The sequence below is a fragment of the Rhizobium sp. WYCCWR10014 genome (assembly GCF_001657485.1).
Taxonomy (GTDB): domain Bacteria; phylum Pseudomonadota; class Alphaproteobacteria; order Rhizobiales; family Rhizobiaceae; genus Rhizobium.
This window is the reverse complement of record NZ_LXFU01000029.1, coordinates 257,585-275,837: the sequence shown is the minus strand read 5'-3', so window position 1 is coordinate 275,837 and position 18,253 is coordinate 257,585. Positions and strand designations below refer to the sequence as shown.

The following is an 18,253-nucleotide window of genomic DNA, read 5'->3' as shown; positions in this document are numbered from 1 at the left end:
TATGCGATCTGCATGCTGCCGAAAGGCGGCGTCTTCAAGGCGTTGCGATCGGCCTGCGAGAGGTAACGGCTGTGACGTTATCAGGTTTCCGCAAAAGCGGCTGTATTGGAAATATATGCCTGTTCTGTCAGCGGTCGAGGATGTCGCCTTCGGTGGGAACGAGAATCTCGCGTTTGCCGGCATGGTTGGCCGGTCCGATGATGCCCTCCTTCTCCATGCGCTCGACGAGCGAGGCGGCACGGTTGTAGCCGATACCGAGCCGGCGCTGGACGTAGGAAGTCGACGCCTTGCCGTCGCGCAGCACGATGGCGACCGCCTGGTCGTAGGGATCTTCCGATTCGGAAAGATTGGACGTGCCGGCCGGACCGCCGCCGCCGCCGTAATCGCCGTCTTCGTCGTCATCGGCGGTGATCGCGTCGAGATATTGCGGCGAGCCCTGGGTTTTCAGGTAGGAGACGATCTCTTCCACTTCGACATCCGAAACGAACGGGCCGTGCACGCGCTGGATTCGCCCGCCGCCCGCCATGTAGAGCATGTCGCCCATGCCGAGCAGCTGTTCCGCGCCCTGTTCGCCAAGGATGGTGCGGCTGTCGATCTTCGAGGTCACCTGGAAGGAGATGCGGGTCGGGAAGTTCGCCTTGATCGTGCCGGTGATGACGTCGACCGACGGACGCTGTGTAGCCATGATCACGTGGATGCCGGCCGCACGCGCCATCTGTGCCAGGCGCTGGACGGCGCCTTCGATATCCTTGCCGGCGACCATCATCAGGTCGGCCATCTCATCGATGATGACGACGATATAAGGCATCGGCCGCAGATCGAATTCCTCGGTCTCGTACATCGCCTCGCCGGTGTGGCGGTCGAAGCCGGTCTGCACCGTGCGCGAGATCGCCTCACCCTTCGACAGCGCCTGCTCGACGCGGGAGTTGAAGCCGTCGATGTTGCGCACGCCGATCTTCGACATCTTCTTGTAGCGCTCTTCCATCTCGCGCACGGTCCATTTGAGCGCGACGACGGCCTTCTTCGGATCGGTGACGACAGGCGAAAGCAGGTGCGGGATGCCGTCATAGACGGAGAGTTCCAGCATCTTCGGGTCGATCATGATCAGCCGGCACTGTTCCGGCGTCATGCGGTAGAGCAGCGACAGGATCATCGTATTGATGGCAACCGACTTGCCGGAACCGGTGGTGCCGGCGACGAGCAGATGCGGCATCTTGGCAAGATCGGCGATCACGGCTTCGCCGCCGATCGTCTTGCCGAGCGCCATGGCGAGCTTTGCCTTGCTGCCCTCGAAATCCCGGGAGGCGATGAGTTCACGCAGGTAGACGGTCTCGCGCGTCTGGTTCGGCAATTCGATGCCGATCGCGTTGCGGCCGGGCACGACGGCGACGCGGGCGGCAATGGCGCTCATCGAGCGGGCAATATCGTCGGCGAGGCCGATGACGCGCGACGACTTGATGCCGGGTGCCGGCTCCAGTTCGTAGAGCGTGACGACGGGGCCGGGGCGAACATGGATGATCTCCCCCTTGACGCCGAAATCTTCGAGCACGCCTTCGAGCATGCGGGCGTTCTGCTCCAGCGCATCGGCCGAAAGCGTGGAGTCGCGAACGACATTCTTCGGTTCGGCGAGCAGATGCATCGAGGGAAGCTGGAAACCCTCGGGACGGATGAACGAGCCCTGCGCTTCTCGCTCGATGCGGGCGCTGGGTTTCGGACGGGCGACCACGGGGACGACGCGCGGTTCCGGCTTGCCGGCCGCCTTTGTCGGCGCGCGGATCATCCAGTCCTCGTCGTCATCGTCGTCGGGCAGGATATCAGCCGGGCGCGGCGGCATGTCGTTTTCGAAGGGCAGGTCGTCATTATCATCGTCGTCATCGATGGACATCGACGGCGCGGAGACGATGCGCCGCGGCGAAGCCGTTCTTGCCCCCATCGAGGGCTCCATCGACGGCTCCATGCGCTCGCCGCGGACGGTCGGCGCCTTGGCGCGCACGGGTTCGTTCAGCGTGCCGAACTCGTCATCGTTGAAATCATAAGGTGATTCGTAATCGCCCTGGCGCCGCTTGCGCGGCCCCATGCCGAATAGCCGGCGCAACCGGCCCTGGCTCATGTACCAGGCATGCGTCACGGCGCCGCTGAGAGCGACCCAGCGGGACTCGTCCTCCTCTTCGTCCTCATCTCCGACGACGCGGGCCTTGCTACGCGTATCGACGTAGTCTTCCTCGATCTCCTCGTCGGCGTCGCTGCGGCCAACGAGCCCCGATGCAAAGAGCATCAGCCAGGCGGTCGGCGCGGCGAAGATGCAACCGACGACCATGGCGAAGGTGCCCGTCGGATAGGCGCCGACGAAGAGTGCGGGAAAACGCAGGATCATGTCACCAATGACACCGCCGATGCCGTTCGGGATCGGCCAGGTGAGCGGCGGCGGAAAGCAGCCGAGGACGGCGCAGGAAAGCACCGAACCGCCGAACCAGGCGGCGGCACGGGCAGGGATACGGCTGAAGCGGCGGCCCGAGATCAGCGTCAGCGCCCAGGCGACGATCGGCAACATCGAAACGACGCTGGCAAGCCCGAGGAACTGCATGACGATATCGGCAAAGGCAGCACCGGTGTAACCGAGAATATTCGTCGGCGAGTTTGCGGTCGCATAGGAATAGCTCGGATCCGCAACATTCCATGTCGCCAGTGCCGCGACGCAGAACGCCAGCAGCAGAAAGATCGCAAAGCCGATGAGCGCCTGGATCTGCCGCAGCATGAATGCCGAGAAGGAAAACCGATCCGGACGGCCATCCATTGCCGGCGACGTGCTTCTTGCCATGTGTCTAACCCGTCCAATGCCTGAGGACACGCGAATCGCTAAAGCTTCGCCGTGCCAAAATGCGTCCGCTCTACCTAATCAGAGCCGGGTTAAAGCGATGTTAACCATGCATGCCTGGACGTGCATTCCGAACCGGGAAATGAAAAAAGCCCGAACCTTGAAAGGTCCGGGCCAAATGCGGTCTATGGTTAGATAGGCCGCGACGGGCTGTGCAGCGGCGCCCTTGTGCCGGGCGCCGCAAACCCTGTGATCAGGAAGAGTGGTAGGCGGCTTCGCCGTGGGTCGAAAGGTCGAGACCTTCGCGTTCGGCTTCAACGGTTACACGCAGGCCGATAACAACGTCGACGATCTTGTAGAGGATCGCCGAACCGATACCCGACCACAGCAGCGTCGTCAGCACGCCCTTGGCCTGAGCCCAGACCTGGGTTGCCGTGCCGGCATAGGAGGCTGCGAAATCGGCCGTCGAATAATCGACGATGCCTGCACCGCCGAGCGCCGGGTTGACGAGGATACCGGTGCCGAGAGCGCCGATGATGCCGCCGATGCAATGGACGCCGAAGACATCGAGGCTGTCGTCGTAGTTGAACTTGTTCTTCACGACATCGACGAAGAAGTAGCAGACCGGCGAAACGATGAGGCCGAGAACAATCGCGCCCATCGGGCCGGCAAAGCCTGCCGCCGGGGTGATGGCAACGAGACCGGCGACAGCACCGGAAGCACCACCGAGCATGGAAGCCTTGCCGCGGGTCAGGCTTTCGACGATGCACCAGGACACAGCGGCGGCAGCCGTTGCGACGAAGGTGTTGATAAAGGCAAGCGAGGCATAGGCATTGGCTTCAAGGTTGGAGCCGGCGTTGAAGCCGAACCAGCCGACCCAGAGCAGCGAGGCGCCGACCATGGTCAGCGTCATCGAGTGCGGAGCCATGATTTCCTTCTTATAGCCCGTGCGCTTGCCGAGCATGATGGCGCCGACGAGGCCCGCAATACCGGCATTGATGTGAACGACCGTGCCGCCGGCGAAGTCGATTGCACCGTAGGAGAAGATCAGGCCAGCTGGCGAAGTGTAGGAGCTCGGACCGCCCCAGAACCAGACCATGTGTGCCATCGGGAAGTAGATGAAGGTAACCCAGAGCACGACGAAGAGCATGACGGCCGAGAACTTGATGCGCTCGGCGAACGCACCGACGATCAGGCCGGGCGTGATGCAGGCAAAGGTCATCTGGAATACGATGAAGGTGTATTCCGGAATAGCGACACCCTTCGAGAAGGTCTCGGCAAGCGACGAGGTGTTGACGCCGGCCAGGAACGCCTTGGAGAAGCCGCCGACGAAGCTGTTCAGCGAGCCGCCGTCGGTGAAGGCGAGCGAATAGCCATAGGTCACCCAGATCAGCGCCACGACGGCCGTGATCATGAAGACCTGCATCAGCACCGAGAGCATGTTCTTGGCGCGCACCAGACCGCCGTAGAAAAGCGCAAGGCCGGGGATGGTCATCAAAAGGACGAGCGCCGAGGAGACGAGCATCCAGGTATTGTCACCCTTGTCCATGGTGAAAGCAGGAGCAGCAGCAGCGGTGGCGGCAGCTGGCGCAGCCTCCTGCGCGAAAGCGACGGCCGGCGCCAGAAGGGCGGCCGAAGCTGCGCAAAGCCGCGCAAAGGTGGAAGAAAACTTCGAAATTGACATTGGATAAAGCTCCTTGATCTGCCGTTCTTACAGCGCTTCTGAATCGGTTTCGCCCGTACGGATGCGCACGGCATGGTCGATCGAATAGACGAAGATCTTGCCGTCGCCGATCTGGCCGGTCTTGGCCGATGCCGCGATGGCCTCGACTGCCCTGTCGACGAGTTCCGATGCAACCGCGATTTCGATCTTGAGCTTCGGCAGGAAGCTGACTGCATATTCGGTGCCGCGATAGATTTCGGTGTGCCCCTTCTGGCGCCCGTAGCCCTTCACCTCGGTTACGGTCAGCCCCTGAATACCGATCGCCGTAAGGGCTTCGCGGACCTCATCGAGCTTGAACGGCTTGATAATGGCCATCACAATTTTCATCTGGTTTCCCATCCTTCGTTATCCTCGGCGCGGAGCCGACTCTCCTTGCCGCTGACGTTTCTGAACAGCGACCGGCGATATACATTCAAGGGGCGTGCCAGATTCAAGGCAGATCGTAAGTTATTGAAAAGTAAAGATTATAATAAAGAATGCCAATAAACAGGCAAATGACCGGCCGATAAGCGCACAAATAACGCGCAAATTCGAAAAGCTGCACATTATTTATTCATTTGCCTTTTTCCGAATCAGACCTTCCTGCGCGACAGAGGCAATCAGGCTACCCGATCGTGTAAATAGGCTACCCCGGGTTAATCCTCTGGCACCTGAAGCCGACGGACTGTCCTGCGTATAAAGCAGCCAGTCGTCGAGTTTGCAGGGTCTGTGGAACCACATCGAGTGATCGAGGCTCGCCACCTGCAGGCTCTGGTCGAAGATGGACGTTCCGTGCGCATAGAGCGACGTATCGAGCAGCGTCATGTCCGAAAGATAGGCAAGCACTGCCGCCTGATAGAGCCTGTTGTCGGGAACCGGGCCGGTGGCGCGCACCCAGACATCCTGCTTCGGATCGAGCTTCCTGTCGGAAAAATAATGCGTCAGCGAGACGGGACGGATCTCGATCGGCCGCTCGCGCTGCCAGTATTTTCGGATCGCTTCCGGCGCGTGCGCGAGATACTGTTCCTTGATCTGCTGCTCGCCGAGCAGCGCCTCGGGCATCTCGACCTCGGGCATCGCGATCTGGTGCTCGAAGCCCTGCTCCTCCACCTGGAAGGAGGCCGACAGCGCGAAGATCGCTTTGCCGTGCTGGATCGCGACGACACGCCGCGTGTTGAAGCTCGATCCGTCGCGGATGCGCTCTGCCTGATAGATGATCGGCACCGTGGGATCGCCGGGACGCATGAAATAAGCATGCAGCGAATGGACGAAACGTTCGCCCTCGATGGTGCGCTGCGCCGCCATCAGCGCCTGGCCGATCACCTGGCCGCCGAAGACCCGCTGCCAGCCGACCTTGGGGCTGCGGCCGCGGAAGATATCGACCTCGATCGGTTCGAGGTCGAGCGTCGAAAGCAGCGTCTCCATCGCCGAAGGCCCTGATGTCTCGCCCGTCATTTCTGTGTCTCCCAGCGGTAGGAAGTGAAGTTGCGATGATCTATATAGAGCACATCTGAGGCACAAGGTACGGGAGCGGCGCGATGCTGGACATGCTGGTTGTGGGCGGGGGTTATGTCGGCCTTTCCGCCGCTGTCGCGGTCAAACAGGCAGCACCCCATCTGAATGTCGCCGTCGTCGAGGCGGCCCCCGAGCATGTCTGGAAAAACGATACGCGCGCTTCCGCCATCATCGCGGCGGCGGCGAAGATGCTCGAGGTTTTCGGCATCTGGAACGAGATCGAGCCGGAAGCCCAGCCGATCACCAAAATGATCGTCACCGACTCCAAGACCTCCGATCCGGTGCGTCCGGTTTTTCTGACCTTCGACGGCGAAGTGGCCGATGGCCGGCCCTTCGCCCACATGATCCCGAATGTTGCCATGGTCGCGGCACTGCGCGGCGCCTGCGACCGGCTCGGCATCGATATCCGCCATGGGCTCGGCGCCACGGAGTTGAAAACCCACGACACCCATGTCACCGTCACGCTTTCGGACGGCAGCGCGCTGGAAACCCGGCTGCTGGTTGCCTGCGACGGCGTGCGCTCGAAACTGCGCGATCTCGCCGGCATCAGGACCGTCACCTGGGACTACGGCCAGTCCGGCATCGTTGCGACCGTCGAACACGAGCGGCCGCATGACGGCTGCGCCGAGGAACATTTTCTGCCGGCCGGCCCCTTTGCCATCCTGCCGCTCAAGAACAACCGCTCCTCGCTCGTCTGGACGGAGCGGACCCCGGATGCCAACCGGCTGGTCGCCGCCGACGACCTGATCTTTGAGGAAGAGCTCGAACGCCGCTTCGGCCACAAGCTTGGAAGCCTGAAAGTGATCGGCGACAAGCGCGCCTTCCCGCTCGGCCTGACGCTGGCGCGCTCTTTCGTCGCGCCGCGTTTCGCGCTGGCCGGCGACGCCGCCCATGGCATCCATCCGATTTCGGGTCAGGGCCTCAATCTCGGCTTCAAGGATGTAGCGGCACTTGCCGAAACCATCGTGGACGCCGATCGCCTCGGCCTCGATATCGGCTCGATCAACATTCTCGAGCGCTACCAGACCTGGCGGCGCTTCGACACTTTCCGCATGGGGGTGACGACCGACGTGTTGAACCGGCTCTTCTCCAACGATGCGACGCCGATCCGCATCGCCCGCGACGTCGGCCTCGGCATCGTCGACCGGCTGCCGCGCCTCAAATCCTTCTTCATCGGCCAGGCGGCCGGAACGACGGCAAAGGACAATCCGCGGCTGCTTGCCGGCCAGACGATTTAACCTTTTACGCAATTCCCGGCAAAAGCGCTTCTTGAATTGCTTCAATCGTCGAGACGGCGGGCCTCGGACACCAGCATGATCGGAATGCCGTCGCGGATCGGATAGGCAAGCCGCGCCTTTTCCGAGACAAGCTCATTCTGCTCGCGATCATAGGAAAGCCGGCCCTTGGAGAGCGGGCAGACCAGGAGATCGAGCAGCTTTGGATCGACGCGGCTGAGTTTTTCATCCATGGCTGAAGTCTACTGCAGAACCGTGTCGGAGTCACCGAAGACGCGTGCCAGCACGATTTCGGTAATGGCGATCAGCGTCTCGGCCCGCGTCTTCAGGTCGGGCGCTTCCAGCAGCGCCTGTTTTTCCGCCGGCCCGAACGGCGACATCATCGCCAGCGAATTGACGAGCGTCAGATTGCTCGCCCGCTCGACGCTCTCCCAGTCCGCCTCCAGCTTGTTGGCGTCGAGATAGGCCTTGAAGGCGGTCAGAAGCGCTGCGCGATCGACCGCCTCCTCCTCATTCTCGGCCGAGAGGTCGGCGATAAAAGGGGCGATACGGAAGGTGCGGAAGGGATCGCTGGTCGCTTTCTCCTCCAGCAGCCGGAAGCGGCAGACGCCGGTCAGCGATACGATATAGCGCCCGTCGCCGGTCTCGGCGAAGGAGGTGATGCGGCCGAGGCAGCCGACAGCGGCAAGGTGGGGATCGCCGCCTTTGTCCTCATGTTCGCCGAGCGCCGGCTGCACCATGCCGATCAGCCGGTTTCCGGTCAGTGCGGCATCCAGCATCGCCAGATAGCGCGGCTCGAAAATGTTGAGGGGAAGCTGCCCGGCCGGCAGCAGGAGGGCGCCGGTCAGGGGGAAGACAGCGATCGCATCAGGCAGATCGCCCGGCTTCAGGTATCTGGCATTCCCGACTTGCATGAAACCGTCCCGCATTCTTGTAACGGGCATGCCCGTCCTGACGAGAATGTGGTGCCCTCGTCCGAAAACGCAAGGGCAGATGCTCGAAACTTACAGCGCCGCGCGTCTTTTTAGACGCGCAAAACACGCTGTAACAGTTTGAATCGCTGCATAATTTAATCCTTAAATCGATCCTGATTTAAGGAATTATGCAGTGGCGCACACCCCGAAAATCGGAATCGATTTTCAGAAAAGATCATGCACGGACTCAATACGATAGACCGTCCTTGGCGCGTCCTGTCGGACGCGCGGCGCCCTAGGAGAACAGCATCGCCGAAAGCTTGCGACGCGCTGCAACCGTCGCCGGATCCTTGAAGCCCCAGACCTCGAAGAACTGCAGCAGCTGGCGGCGGGCGCCGTCATCGTCGAAGGCGCGGTCCTTGCGCATGATCAGCAGCAGATGGTCGGCCGCCTCGTCGCGCCGGCCTTCGACATTACGGATCTTGGCAAGCTTGATCCGCGCCTCATGGTCATCGGGATTGGCAGCCAGTTCACGCTCGAGCGCAACGGGGTCTCCGAGCTTGCGGGCCTCCTCGATCTGCTCGAGCTTCATCAGTACGGCCTGGATGCCGGCGTCTTTCGCCAGCTCTTCCGGCAATTCCGTCAGGATTTCGCGCGCCCGCTGATGCTGGTTTGCGGCGATCATGCATTCAGCCATTCCGGCAAGCGCCTTGGCATTCTCGGGGTCGGCCTGCATGACGGCGCCGTAGAGCTGAGCGGCCTCGTTGATATTGCCGGCGGCAAGCAGTTCCGCCGCTTCCGTGACTACGGCTTCGATTTCGGCCGCCTCGTCGGCGCCGGCCGGACCGGCGATCCGGTCGATGAACTGCTGGATCTGGCTTTCCGGCACCGCGCCCATGAAACCGTCGGCAGGACGGCCGTTGACGAAGGCGATGACGGCGGGGATCGACTGGATGCCGAGCTGGCCGGCGATCGAGGGATGGTCATCGATGTTCATCTTGACCAGCCGGACCCGGCCCTTGGCCTCGTTGACCACCTTCTCCAATACCGGCGTCAGTTGCTTGCACGGACCGCACCAGGGTGCCCAGAAATCGACCAGCACCGGCTGCTTGCGCGATTCCTCGATCACATCCTTGCCGAAATTCGCGGTCGTCGTCTCCGTGATGTAGCTGCCGGCCGCAGTCGCCGCTTCCGGCGTTGCACCGAAGCTTGTCGTCGCCGTCATCTGATTTCCGAAGGAAGCGTTATAGGGGTTGTCGCTGCCGCTCATAGGTATCTCCCGCCGCGCCGATCCAGCCGGCGTCTTTGCTAAAGCATGTCGCGCAAAACTGCGTGGCGGTTTTGCGATAAAGACATGCGCAAAACCAAAGACTAAAGCGCGGCAACCGAATCTAAAAGATCGCGACGCGCTTTAGCGCTAAAATCGTATGTCAGGACGTCACTTTCAAGACAAGCGGCTTATGTCCCGTCGCTTCCATGAAACGGATGAGATCGCGGCTCGCAATCGAGGTCGTCGCATCATTGGATAGCGGATGGCAGTTGACGATCTCGTGCGCCATCAGCTCGGCATCGAGCACGAAAGTGACATTCTCCGCAGTATCGTTGATCGCGCCGAACGCCGTCACCGAACCCGGAACGACGCCGAGATACTCCATCAGCTTCTCCGGTCTGCCGAAGGAAACCCGGCCGGACCCGCCGATGGCATTATGCACCTGCTTGAGGTCGACGGCAGCATTTTCCTCCACTGTCAGCAGAAAATACCTGTCCTTCTTGTCTTTGACGAACAGGTTCTTGGTGTGACCGCCGGGGATTTCATCGCGCAGGGCCACCGATTCCGCCACGGTGAAGACCGGCGCATGGTCGACCGTCTTATGGGCGATGCCAAGCCCGTCGAGAAAGGCAAACAGTTGTTCTCTTGTCTTGGGGGCATTTTCGGACATGGGCAATCCATTGGACGGGAAGGGAAAAAAGCGAGGCGTTCTGATTAAGTCGGTCCACATCGTTTGGCAATCTTTGCGACCGACGCTTTGCCCCGCATTTGCGGCCTTTCCGCCGGGCGTCTGCAAACACCAGAATTTTTCTTCGCCTCACCGTCATTTCCCTGTTGCATTTGAAAACCCGTTAGGCCATATAGCGCCGGTCGCCGCGAGGCGGCGCCCACGGTCCAACAACTACCCCGGACCGATGCGGATTGAGCGGGTGTAGCTCAGGGGTAGAGCACAACCTTGCCAAGGTTGGGGTCGAGGGTTCGAATCCCTTCGCCCGCTCCAGTTTTCCAATTGCCCATACCGAAGACACAGGTAACAGATTGTCTCTGAGACAGGGGTGACAACCTCGTGCCGAACGCGTGGCATCCTTCTCCAACGTCAGATGCATGCGCTCGCGGCGGCCGTTCTGCTGCGGATGGTTTGATGCGTTCGATACCTGCCGAGCCTCAGTCACCAGACCGACAGCTTCGACAGGTTCGACAGATTGTAGAGCCCGTTTGGGCTGGCAAAGGGCAGGCCTTTTAAGCCAGGGTCATGCCGCCATCGACATGAAGCTCGATCCCGTTGACAAAGCTTCCTGCATCGGAGGCGAGGAAGAGTGCGGCGCGCGCCAACTCTTCCGGTCGGCCGAGACGGCCGGCGGGGATCAGGGAAGCCATGTAATCTTCGAATGCCGGCCGCTCGGCGTCCGATACGCCCAGCTTGGCGAGGATTTCCGTCTCGACCGGTCCCGGGCTCAGGATGTTGACGCGGATCCGCCGCGACTTGAATTCGATCGCCCAGTTTTTCGCAAAGGCGGCGGTTGCTGCCTTTGAACCGGCATAGACAGTATGGTCCGGGAGCACCTTCGTGGCCGCGAGCGAGCTCGTAACGATGATGTTTCCGCCGTCACGGATCAGAGGGGCGATCGTCTGCACGCCGAAGAACACGCCGCGCGTATTGATTGCGAAATGCCGGTCATAATCTGCCGGAGTCACCTCGGCGGAGGGGGTGAGATTGATGATCCCAGCATTGGCCATGTAGATGTCGAGCCCGCCGAAGCGGCTCTTCACGGTGTCCGCCAGCCTGCGATGATCTTCCAGGTCGGCGGCATCACCCACGAAGCCGATGGCCGACGGACCGATTTCTTGCACGGCGCGGTCGACAGCATCCTGCCGGCGCCCGGAAATGATGACCTGCGCTCCTTCTTCCGCGAACAGCCGAGCGGTCGCCTTGCCGATGCCGCTATTGCCGCCGGTGATGACGGCGACCTTGTCTTTGAGGTGTTGCATTGTTTATCTCCTTTCAACGAGACATGAGATAAACGCTGCCACCCTTCGTCATTAGATCATGGGCGGGCACATGATCTGTGCCGCGGAGGTGCAAATGCCGAATCTGCTCAACGAGATGCCCGGATTGATGGCTTTTGTGCGGACGGTAGAGGCCGGATCGTTCAGCGCCGCGGCCCGCGATCTGGCGACGACACCGTCAGCGGTATCGAAGAGCGTGGCGCGGCTGGAAAAGAAGATTGGCGCCCGGCTGTTCCTGCGCTCCACGCGCGCCCTGACGCTTACCCAGGACGGGCAACTTTTCTTCGACCGCGTTGCGCCGCTGTTGCGGGACCTGGATGCAAGTGAAGAGGCGATCAGGTCCGACGTTGCGCCGTCCGGTCGCTTGCGCATCAGCATGCCTAGCGAAATGGCCCCTCTCCTGCTGCCGCGCCTCTTCGGAAGCTTTGCAGCCGACTATCCGAACCTGCATCTCGAAGTCGGACTTACGGATCGGTTCGTCGATCTGATCAGGGAGGACTACGACGTTGTGCTGCGTGTTGGAAATCCCGCGCCGGGGGACCTCATGGTTCGTCACCTGGCCGACCTGCCGATGACGATCGTCGGGTCTCCGACCTTTCTGAAGACCTGGGGCAATCCTGCAACTGCCGAAGCGCTGGCGGCTTTGCCCTTTGCCCGCTATGCACTGGGTGGTGTCACGCAGCCTCTGCGCCTGCCGGACGGGACGAGCTTCATTCCCTTCGGGCGCGTCGATTGCGACTCAGCGGCCGCACTCATCCAGGCTGCGCTGAGTGGGCTGGGAGCGGCCTATCTTCTGCGATGTCTGGTCGCGAAAGACCTGGCAGACGGCACGCTTGTTACACTCGCGGCGGGGTTTGCGTTCCCGAGCGCTCCCTTTAATGCACTGCACGCCTTTGGTCGCACCGTGCCGTTGCGCGTAAAACTTGTCTGCGATTTCATCGCCCGCGAGGCAAAAACCCTCGAAGCCATCTGAGCACTGATGTTGGAGTTGGTCAGAATCCAGGTCCGCCGGTCTCGCGTATCGTCGGGGTAAGGTCTCCCATGCCCCGATCAGCTCGGATGCCGACCCTAAGGTCGAAGCAATCGAAAACCACTTAGACGACGATCCAAAGGCCAGGATGTCTTTGAGGATCATCGCGGGACGTTTCTCTCGCGGCTGCATCCAACAAACCGGCAAAACCCCGGGCGATTGCCGCATGCGCATGGGTCAACAGCAATTGCTCTGCAGCGGCAGCAATCGTTCTGGCGCAGCCGCAGATCGGTTTCGCTAGATCATGAGAGGACACGCCAGCAGTGAGTGTGTCGCCGATCGTTAAAGACTTCACCCGCATTGACCGCGCCTCCCGCCCAGGAAGCGTAAGCCACCCAGGATTAGCACCAGGATAGAACATAGGAGTTTTCAAAGATGAACCAGATGATCAACAACACTCAGGAAGCAAGCATGAAACTGGACAATAGCTCACATTCCAGCAGACCGGCGCCCGAAGAGCTGGTTCCGTCGCGCTATGCGGTGCGGATCGGCGAGATTGACGTGCTGGTGATCAGCGATGGGGTGCTACCGCTCCCAACCGCGATGTTGGGACACAACGCCGAGCCGGCCGCCCGGGCCGCCTGGCTGGGCGACATGTTCCTGCCGCCGGACGCCTTCGACTGGGCACTGAACGTGGTCGTGGTGCGCAGCGGCGCCCAGACCATCCTCATCGACGCTGGGCTGGGATTGGACCCGGACTTGAACTTGCCGCGGGCCGGGCAGTTGATGAAGCGACTGGAGGCCGCCGGCATCGATCTTGGATCCGTGACCGACGTGGTGCTGACACACATGCACATGGACCACGTTGGCGGGCTGCTCGTCGACGGGGTGAAGGAACAGTTGAATCCGGACCTGCGGATCCATGTGGCCGCTGCCGAGGTCAAATTTTGGGAGTCGCCCGATTTCTCCCACGTGTCGATGCCGACGGGCTTCCCCGACGCGCTTCGGGCGGCCGCCAAGCGGTTCGCCAAAGAGTATCGCAGCCATCTCAGGCTGTTTGAGGATGAATATGAAGTGGCGCCGGGCGTGGTCGTCTCTCGTACCGGCGGGCACACCCCCGGGCACAGCGTGGTCCGCGTGGCCTCAGGCAATGACCGTCTGATGTTTGCCGGCGACGCGGTGTTCGCGGTCGGGTTCGACCACCCCGACTGGTTCAACGGCTTCGAGCATGACCCCGAGGAGGCTGCCCGCGTTCGGGTCCGGCTTCTGCGAGAGCTTGCAGCGACCGGCGAACTGCTGGTGGCAACACATATGCCGTTTCCTTCCGTTGGCCATGTCGCGGTCGACGGCGACGCCTTTCGTTGGGTCCCGGTCTTCTGGGACTACTGATCGCTTGTTGAATTAAGGCCGAACCAAAGCGTGCATCCTTGAAGGCCGTGCCCAGCCCGGCCTTCACCTATCCACCTATTGAACCACGCGCACCGCATGGGCGCGCAGCAAATGGAGCGTCTTATGAAAATCGTGATTATCGGCGGAACCGGCCTGATCGGTTCCAAGACAGCAGAGCGCCTGCGCAACAAAGGGCATGAGGTCATTGCCGCTGCCCCGAAAACCGGCGTTAATACCCTTACCGGGGAGGGCTTGGCGGAAGCACTGAAGAATACCGACGTGGTGATCGACCTCGCGAACTCGCCATCCTTCGAAGATAAGGCCGTGCTTGAATTCTTTCAGACGGCGGGCAAGAACCTGATGGCAGCGGAAATCGCGGCCGGCGTGAAACACCATATCGCGCTTTCCATCGTCGGCACGGATCGGTTGCCGGATAGCGGCTATCTTCGAGCCAAGGTCGCTCAGGAAAAGATCATCCGGGAAGCCGGCACTCCCTACACCATCGTGCGTTCCACACAGTTCATGGAATTTCTCGGCGGCATCGCCCAGGAGGGCACGGTTGGCGACACGGCCCGCTTGTCGACAGGTTCCCTGCAGCCGATCGCGTCCGACGACGTCGCCGATTTCGTGACGGACGCGGCGCTTGCCGCGCCGGCTAACGGCATTATCGAAATCTGCGGCCCCGAGCGCGCGCGTCTCTGCGATTTCGCCGCGCGCTACCTCAAGGCGATCGGAGATTCCCGCACCGTTGTCGCAGATCCGGATGCCCGCTATTTCGGCACCAAACTGGAAGACGGCTCACTCGTCTCCGACAATCATCCTCGCATCGGCCGCATCGGTTTCGACGATTGGTTTGCGACAACGCCCAGAAAATAACGAGTTGCGCATGGGCCGCCTGATAAGCGGCCCATGCGCCCGTAGCATTGGCATTTTGATGGCCATGTCAAACATCGAAAAGATGTATAAAAACAATATGTTATATAGAAATTGCGATCGACTCCAAGTCATGAAAGGACGATAAACATGATCAAGTCATTGGCTTTTGCCGTCGCATTGACGGCTCTCCTGTCAGGTTCGGCTCTTGCGCATGATGCGCCCGGTGGCGGGGAGGGCGCAAAGGTTACGCTGGTCTATGACCACAAACTGCCGAACGTACCCGGCAAGAGCATGAAGGGCGTTCTCGTCGAATATGCTCCGGGTGGTTTCTCGGAGGGCCATACACATCCAGTGTCCGCCTTCATATACGCGACCGTTCTCGAAGGCACGATCCGCAGTCAGGTCAACGATGGCCCCGTCACTGTCTATAGCGCCGGTGAAAGCTTCTCAGAATTTCCGGGCGATCGCCACGGTGTTAGCGAAAATGCCAGCAAGACTAAGCCGGCAAAGCTGCTTGCCGTCTTCGTGGTCGATACCACTGAGCAGGAACTGACCTTCCCAATCAAGAAATAGGCGATCTGGCCGGGCACACGATGTCGTGCCCGGCAGTTCATTGACACAAACCATGATCGGTGAACCCAGCTATGTCCGGCGAAGACAATTCCTGCCGGTCGTCCTGATCAACACTCTGGGAATTTGCCGGGATCGTCGTGTGGCACACAGGGCGGAAACCGACAGGTCGCCTGATCGTCCAGATCCCTTTCTTTACCGGCATGAATCTCGTGTCTTTTATGGCAAGCATCGCGCCGCACCAGCCCAATGGTGTCGCACGCCTTCAAAGATTGCTTACGAGCCGAAAGCGCTCGGGAAGAAATGATCGATGAAAGATGAGTTGCGTCAGGAACCAGCCGGAATATGGCAAGCTGCGCTCTTATTTAGAGCGCAGCTCATCGAGGGATCCGATCACAGTTTGGTCACGTGCTCCGGATCAGCTGAGGCCAGCGCGGCGGCGCGCTCGGGCTTCGGCGGATAGATCCAGACTGTGTTGATCTCCTGCTTGGTCGCCTTCGCTTTCTCGCCGACCATCTCCACCTTGCGATCCCATCCTCGCGTAAAGAGGGCTCCGGCATCGCCGAGGTCGAGGCAGGTGACATAGGCTTCCTGATGATATCGCCGTGCTGGCACGCCCAACAGTTCAGCGGCGGCGTTGTTGCCCGCGAAGGCGCCCATGCGTGTGGCGTGCTGGCACGACATCAGTGCGTAGTTGCCGCAGTCGTCGCAAGCGGCACGCGCCGCATCCCCGGTGGCGAAGACGCCGGGTACGGACGGCACGCGCAGGCAGCCATCGACCAGCAGCCGGTCGAACTTGTCACGCTCGCCGGGAATTTTGGTGGTCAGCGGATTGGCCCGTATGCCTCCCGCCCAGATCACGGTCATGGTTTCGATATGCTCACCGGTACTCAGCGTAACTCCGGATTTATCCAGCGATGAAACGCCGGCATTGAGCCGCGTTTCCACGCCGAGCTTGCGAAGTGCTTCCTCGATGATCGGGCGCGGACCTTCGCCCATGTCGGGGGCTACCGCGCTGCTGCGGTCGACGATAATGACACGCGGATTGGCGGCTTTGTCGAACAGAGTCCGCAGCCGCGAAGGCATCTCGGTCGCCGCCTCGATACCTGTGAAACCGGCGCCGGCAACGACGATTGTGTCGCGCGCGGCCGAGGCCGGCATCTTGGCAAGCTCGTGCAGGTGGCGATCAAGGGCAATGGCGTCATCGATGTTATCGACGCTGAAGGCGTAGTCGGCGAGGCCGGGAATATTCGGACGGAACAGCCGGCTGCCGGTGGCGAGCACAAGGCGATGATACTGAAGGGACTTTCGTTCGCCTTTGGCATTGACGACCTCTACGGTGCAGGCCTTCGTGTCGACCGCTTCAACGCTGCCCTGCACGTAGGCGACATCGACGGCGTCAAATACATCCTGCAAAGGTGCCGTGAGGCTCTCAGGCTTCGGCTCATAAAGCCGGGGGCGGATGACGAGCGTCGGCTCCGGGGACACCAGCGCGATTTCGAGCTCTTCGGGCGAAACGCCTTCGATATCGCGCAGGCGGGCTGCGGAAAGTGCGGCGTACATGCCGGCGAACCCGGCGCCTACAATCACAAGTCTCATGTTATTCACTCCATGATTTTTAGTTTCAAAGGGCCGCGCGTCACCGTTGCCGCTCCCGATGGGCGGCGAGATGGTCGGTAACGATGTCGCGCGGATTGGTGAAGCGAGTCGGTTAGGCGGTGATGAAGGCCAGCATGTCGGCATTGACGACATCTGCATGGGTCGTGCACAGCCCATGCGGCAGTTTCTCGTAGATTTTCAGCGTGCCGGCCTGCAGGAGCTTCGCCGACAATGGAGCGGCAGCACCGATGGGAACGATCTGGTCGTCATCGCCATGCAACACCAGCGTCGGCACGGTGATGCTCTTCAGGTCCTCGGTGAAATCCGTCTCCGAGAATGCCTTGATGCCTTCGTAATGCGCTTTCGCGCCGCCCATCATGCCCTGACGCCACCAATTTGAGATCACCGCCTGCGACGGCTCGGCACCCGGGCGGTTGTAACCGTAGAAGGGGCCGCTCGGAAAATCGCGATAGAACTGCGAACGGTTGGCGGCAAGCTGGCTGCGCAATCCGTCGAATACCTCGATCGGCAAACCGCCGGGATTGGCGCCGGTCTTCAACATCAATGGCGGCACGGCCGCAATCAGGATCAGTTTGGCAACGCGCCCCTTGCCGTACCGCGCGACATACCGCGCAGCTTCACCGCCGCCGGTAGAGTGGCCGACATGGATCGCGTTGCGAAGATCGAGGTAGTCGATCATCGCGGCAACATCGGAGGCGTAGTGATCCATGTCATGACCGTCGCTCACCTGGCTCGATCGGCCGTGGCCGCGTCGATCATGAGCGATCACGCGAAAGCCTTTGCCGAGGAAGAAGAGCATTTGATTATCCCAATCGTCGGAGCTGAGGGGCCAGCCATGGTGAAAGACGATCGGCTGAGCGGACTTCGGTCCCCAGTCCTTGTAAAAAAGCTGAACACCGTCGCTGGTTGTAATGGAGGTCATTGTGCTGATCCTTTGGAGAATATTTGTTTCGGCGCCCGTCCTCGCTGGACGGACAGTTGCTAAAATCGGGTATGCAAGCCGCTACGGGTCCGCTTCGTTGCGACCGACCCGTAATCGGTGTCCCAGACCATCCCTTGTCTCCGCAGGATCCTTTGGCATGGGCGCAATGGTGGTTTAGCGAAACACGTCTACAGCTGCGCCAGAGGGATTGGCACCGTTGCAGAGCAATTGCGGTTTAGCGGGTGCGCAGCAGTTCATCGCCCGGCGTTTTACCGGTCAGCTTTGGCAATGTGGCGGCCAAGGCTATTTGCGAGGCGCAGTCAAGTGAGGCTGCGACCAACGCCATGCCAGGAGGATTGCGCGGCAGGGTCGTCGCGTGCCCGAGCCGATGGCCTGGAAGCGAAGAACGGGACAGTCCGGAATCTGAGGCGAGGGCGAAAAGAGATTG

The 18,253-nt window shown here is 61.0% G+C and carries 17 protein-coding genes, 1 tRNA gene and 1 pseudogene; 7 read left to right on the top strand and 12 right to left on the bottom strand.

Translation table 11 applies throughout. The features are described from left to right. Positions 1–127 precede the first annotated feature (127 nt). The 4 genes from A6U98_RS09955 to tesB all read right to left on the bottom strand — a co-directional run bounded on the left by A6U98_RS09955 (position 128) and on the right by tesB (position 5,972). Positions 128–2,818, bottom strand: coding sequence for a DNA translocase FtsK (locus tag A6U98_RS09955; RefSeq protein WP_064649638.1), 2,691 nt, complete (start codon positions 2,816–2,818; stop codon positions 128–130). Positions 2,819–3,068: 250 nt separating this feature from the next. After that, a complete protein-coding gene (locus A6U98_RS09950) occupies positions 3,069–4,499 on the bottom strand; it encodes an ammonium transporter (protein ID WP_064649637.1) in 1,431 nt (476 codons plus the stop codon). 27 nt (positions 4,500–4,526) lie between these two features. Continuing rightward, positions 4,527–4,877: a P-II family nitrogen regulator gene (locus tag A6U98_RS09945; RefSeq protein WP_003543684.1), complete on the bottom strand. Its 351-nt coding sequence runs from the start codon at positions 4,875–4,877 to the stop codon at positions 4,527–4,529. A 210-nt stretch (positions 4,878–5,087) separates the two neighbouring features. Further along, positions 5,088–5,972, bottom strand: coding sequence for an acyl-CoA thioesterase II (tesB, locus tag A6U98_RS09940; protein ID WP_064649636.1), 885 nt, complete (start codon positions 5,970–5,972; stop codon positions 5,088–5,090). A gap of 83 nt (positions 5,973–6,055) precedes the next feature. Between tesB and A6U98_RS09935 the strand changes: the two genes are divergently transcribed. Continuing rightward, entirely contained in the window at positions 6,056–7,270 is a 1,215-nt protein-coding gene (locus A6U98_RS09935; protein WP_064649635.1) for a ubiquinone biosynthesis hydroxylase, read from the top strand. A 41-nt stretch (positions 7,271–7,311) separates the two neighbouring features. On the opposite strand, the gene A6U98_RS09930 is transcribed toward A6U98_RS09935, so the two are convergent. From A6U98_RS09930 to A6U98_RS09915, 4 genes are all read right to left on the bottom strand, one after another. Beyond that, positions 7,312–7,500, bottom strand: coding sequence for a Trm112 family protein (locus A6U98_RS09930; protein WP_017966162.1), 189 nt, complete (start codon positions 7,498–7,500; stop codon positions 7,312–7,314). Between the two features lie 9 nt (positions 7,501–7,509). Continuing rightward, the gene (locus A6U98_RS09925; protein WP_184501785.1) at positions 7,510–8,196 is read right to left on the bottom strand and encodes an LON peptidase substrate-binding domain-containing protein; all 687 of its coding nucleotides are present in this window, start codon (positions 8,194–8,196) and stop codon (positions 7,510–7,512) included. 280 nt (positions 8,197–8,476) lie between these two features. Continuing rightward, positions 8,477–9,451, bottom strand: a complete 975-nt coding sequence (gene trxA / locus A6U98_RS09920; protein ID WP_064649634.1) for a thioredoxin — start codon at positions 9,449–9,451, stop codon at positions 8,477–8,479. Between the two features lie 160 nt (positions 9,452–9,611). Next, positions 9,612–10,121, bottom strand: a complete 510-nt coding sequence (locus A6U98_RS09915; RefSeq protein ID WP_064649633.1) for a prolyl-tRNA synthetase associated domain-containing protein — start codon at positions 10,119–10,121, stop codon at positions 9,612–9,614. Between the two features lie 255 nt (positions 10,122–10,376). On the opposite strand from A6U98_RS09915, the gene A6U98_RS09910 reads away from it, so the two are divergent. Beyond that, positions 10,377–10,451 (top strand) — tRNA-Gly (locus A6U98_RS09910). A 239-nt stretch (positions 10,452–10,690) separates the two neighbouring features. Here the strand turns inward: A6U98_RS09910 and A6U98_RS09905 are convergent. Next, the gene (locus A6U98_RS09905) at positions 10,691–11,440 is read right to left on the bottom strand and encodes a glucose 1-dehydrogenase (protein ID WP_064649632.1); all 750 of its coding nucleotides are present in this window, start codon (positions 11,438–11,440) and stop codon (positions 10,691–10,693) included. A gap of 58 nt (positions 11,441–11,498) precedes the next feature. Between A6U98_RS09905 and A6U98_RS09900 the strand changes: the two genes are divergently transcribed. Beyond that, on the top strand, positions 11,499–12,431 hold the full coding sequence (locus tag A6U98_RS09900) for a LysR family transcriptional regulator (RefSeq protein ID WP_064649631.1): 933 nt from the start codon (positions 11,499–11,501) through the stop codon (positions 12,429–12,431). Between the two features lie 121 nt (positions 12,432–12,552). Here A6U98_RS09900 and A6U98_RS36710 read toward each other — a convergent pair whose 3' ends face one another. Then, positions 12,553–12,789 carry a hypothetical protein gene (locus A6U98_RS36710; RefSeq protein WP_156667824.1) on the bottom strand — a complete coding sequence of 79 codons (237 nt, stop codon included), beginning with the start codon at positions 12,787–12,789 and terminating at the stop codon, positions 12,553–12,555. 74 nt (positions 12,790–12,863) lie between these two features. Here A6U98_RS36710 and A6U98_RS09895 point away from each other — a divergent pair, with 74 nt between their 5' ends. The 4 genes and pseudogenes from A6U98_RS09895 to A6U98_RS37585 form a co-directional block, all read left to right on the top strand. Further along, positions 12,864–13,817, top strand: a complete 954-nt coding sequence (locus A6U98_RS09895) for an MBL fold metallo-hydrolase (RefSeq protein ID WP_064649629.1) — start codon at positions 12,864–12,866, stop codon at positions 13,815–13,817. 123 nt (positions 13,818–13,940) lie between these two features. Then, on the top strand, positions 13,941–14,693 hold the full coding sequence (locus A6U98_RS09890; protein WP_064649627.1) for an SDR family oxidoreductase: 753 nt from the start codon (positions 13,941–13,943) through the stop codon (positions 14,691–14,693). A 147-nt stretch (positions 14,694–14,840) separates the two neighbouring features. Continuing rightward, the gene (locus A6U98_RS09885; RefSeq protein ID WP_064649625.1) at positions 14,841–15,266 is read left to right on the top strand and encodes a cupin domain-containing protein; all 426 of its coding nucleotides are present in this window, start codon (positions 14,841–14,843) and stop codon (positions 15,264–15,266) included. A gap of 52 nt (positions 15,267–15,318) precedes the next feature. Next, a pseudogene (locus A6U98_RS37585) lies at positions 15,319–15,520 on the top strand (hypothetical protein); the annotation flags it as partial. Between the two features lie 136 nt (positions 15,521–15,656). On the opposite strand, the gene A6U98_RS09880 reads toward A6U98_RS37585, so the two are convergent. Further along, complete coding sequence (locus A6U98_RS09880) at positions 15,657–16,862, bottom strand: NAD(P)/FAD-dependent oxidoreductase (RefSeq protein ID WP_064649622.1); 1,206 nt, start codon at positions 16,860–16,862, stop codon at positions 15,657–15,659. 112 nt (positions 16,863–16,974) lie between these two features. Continuing rightward, on the bottom strand, positions 16,975–17,805 hold the full coding sequence (locus tag A6U98_RS09875; RefSeq protein WP_064649620.1) for an alpha/beta hydrolase: 831 nt from the start codon (positions 17,803–17,805) through the stop codon (positions 16,975–16,977). Positions 17,806–18,253 lie beyond the last annotated feature (448 nt).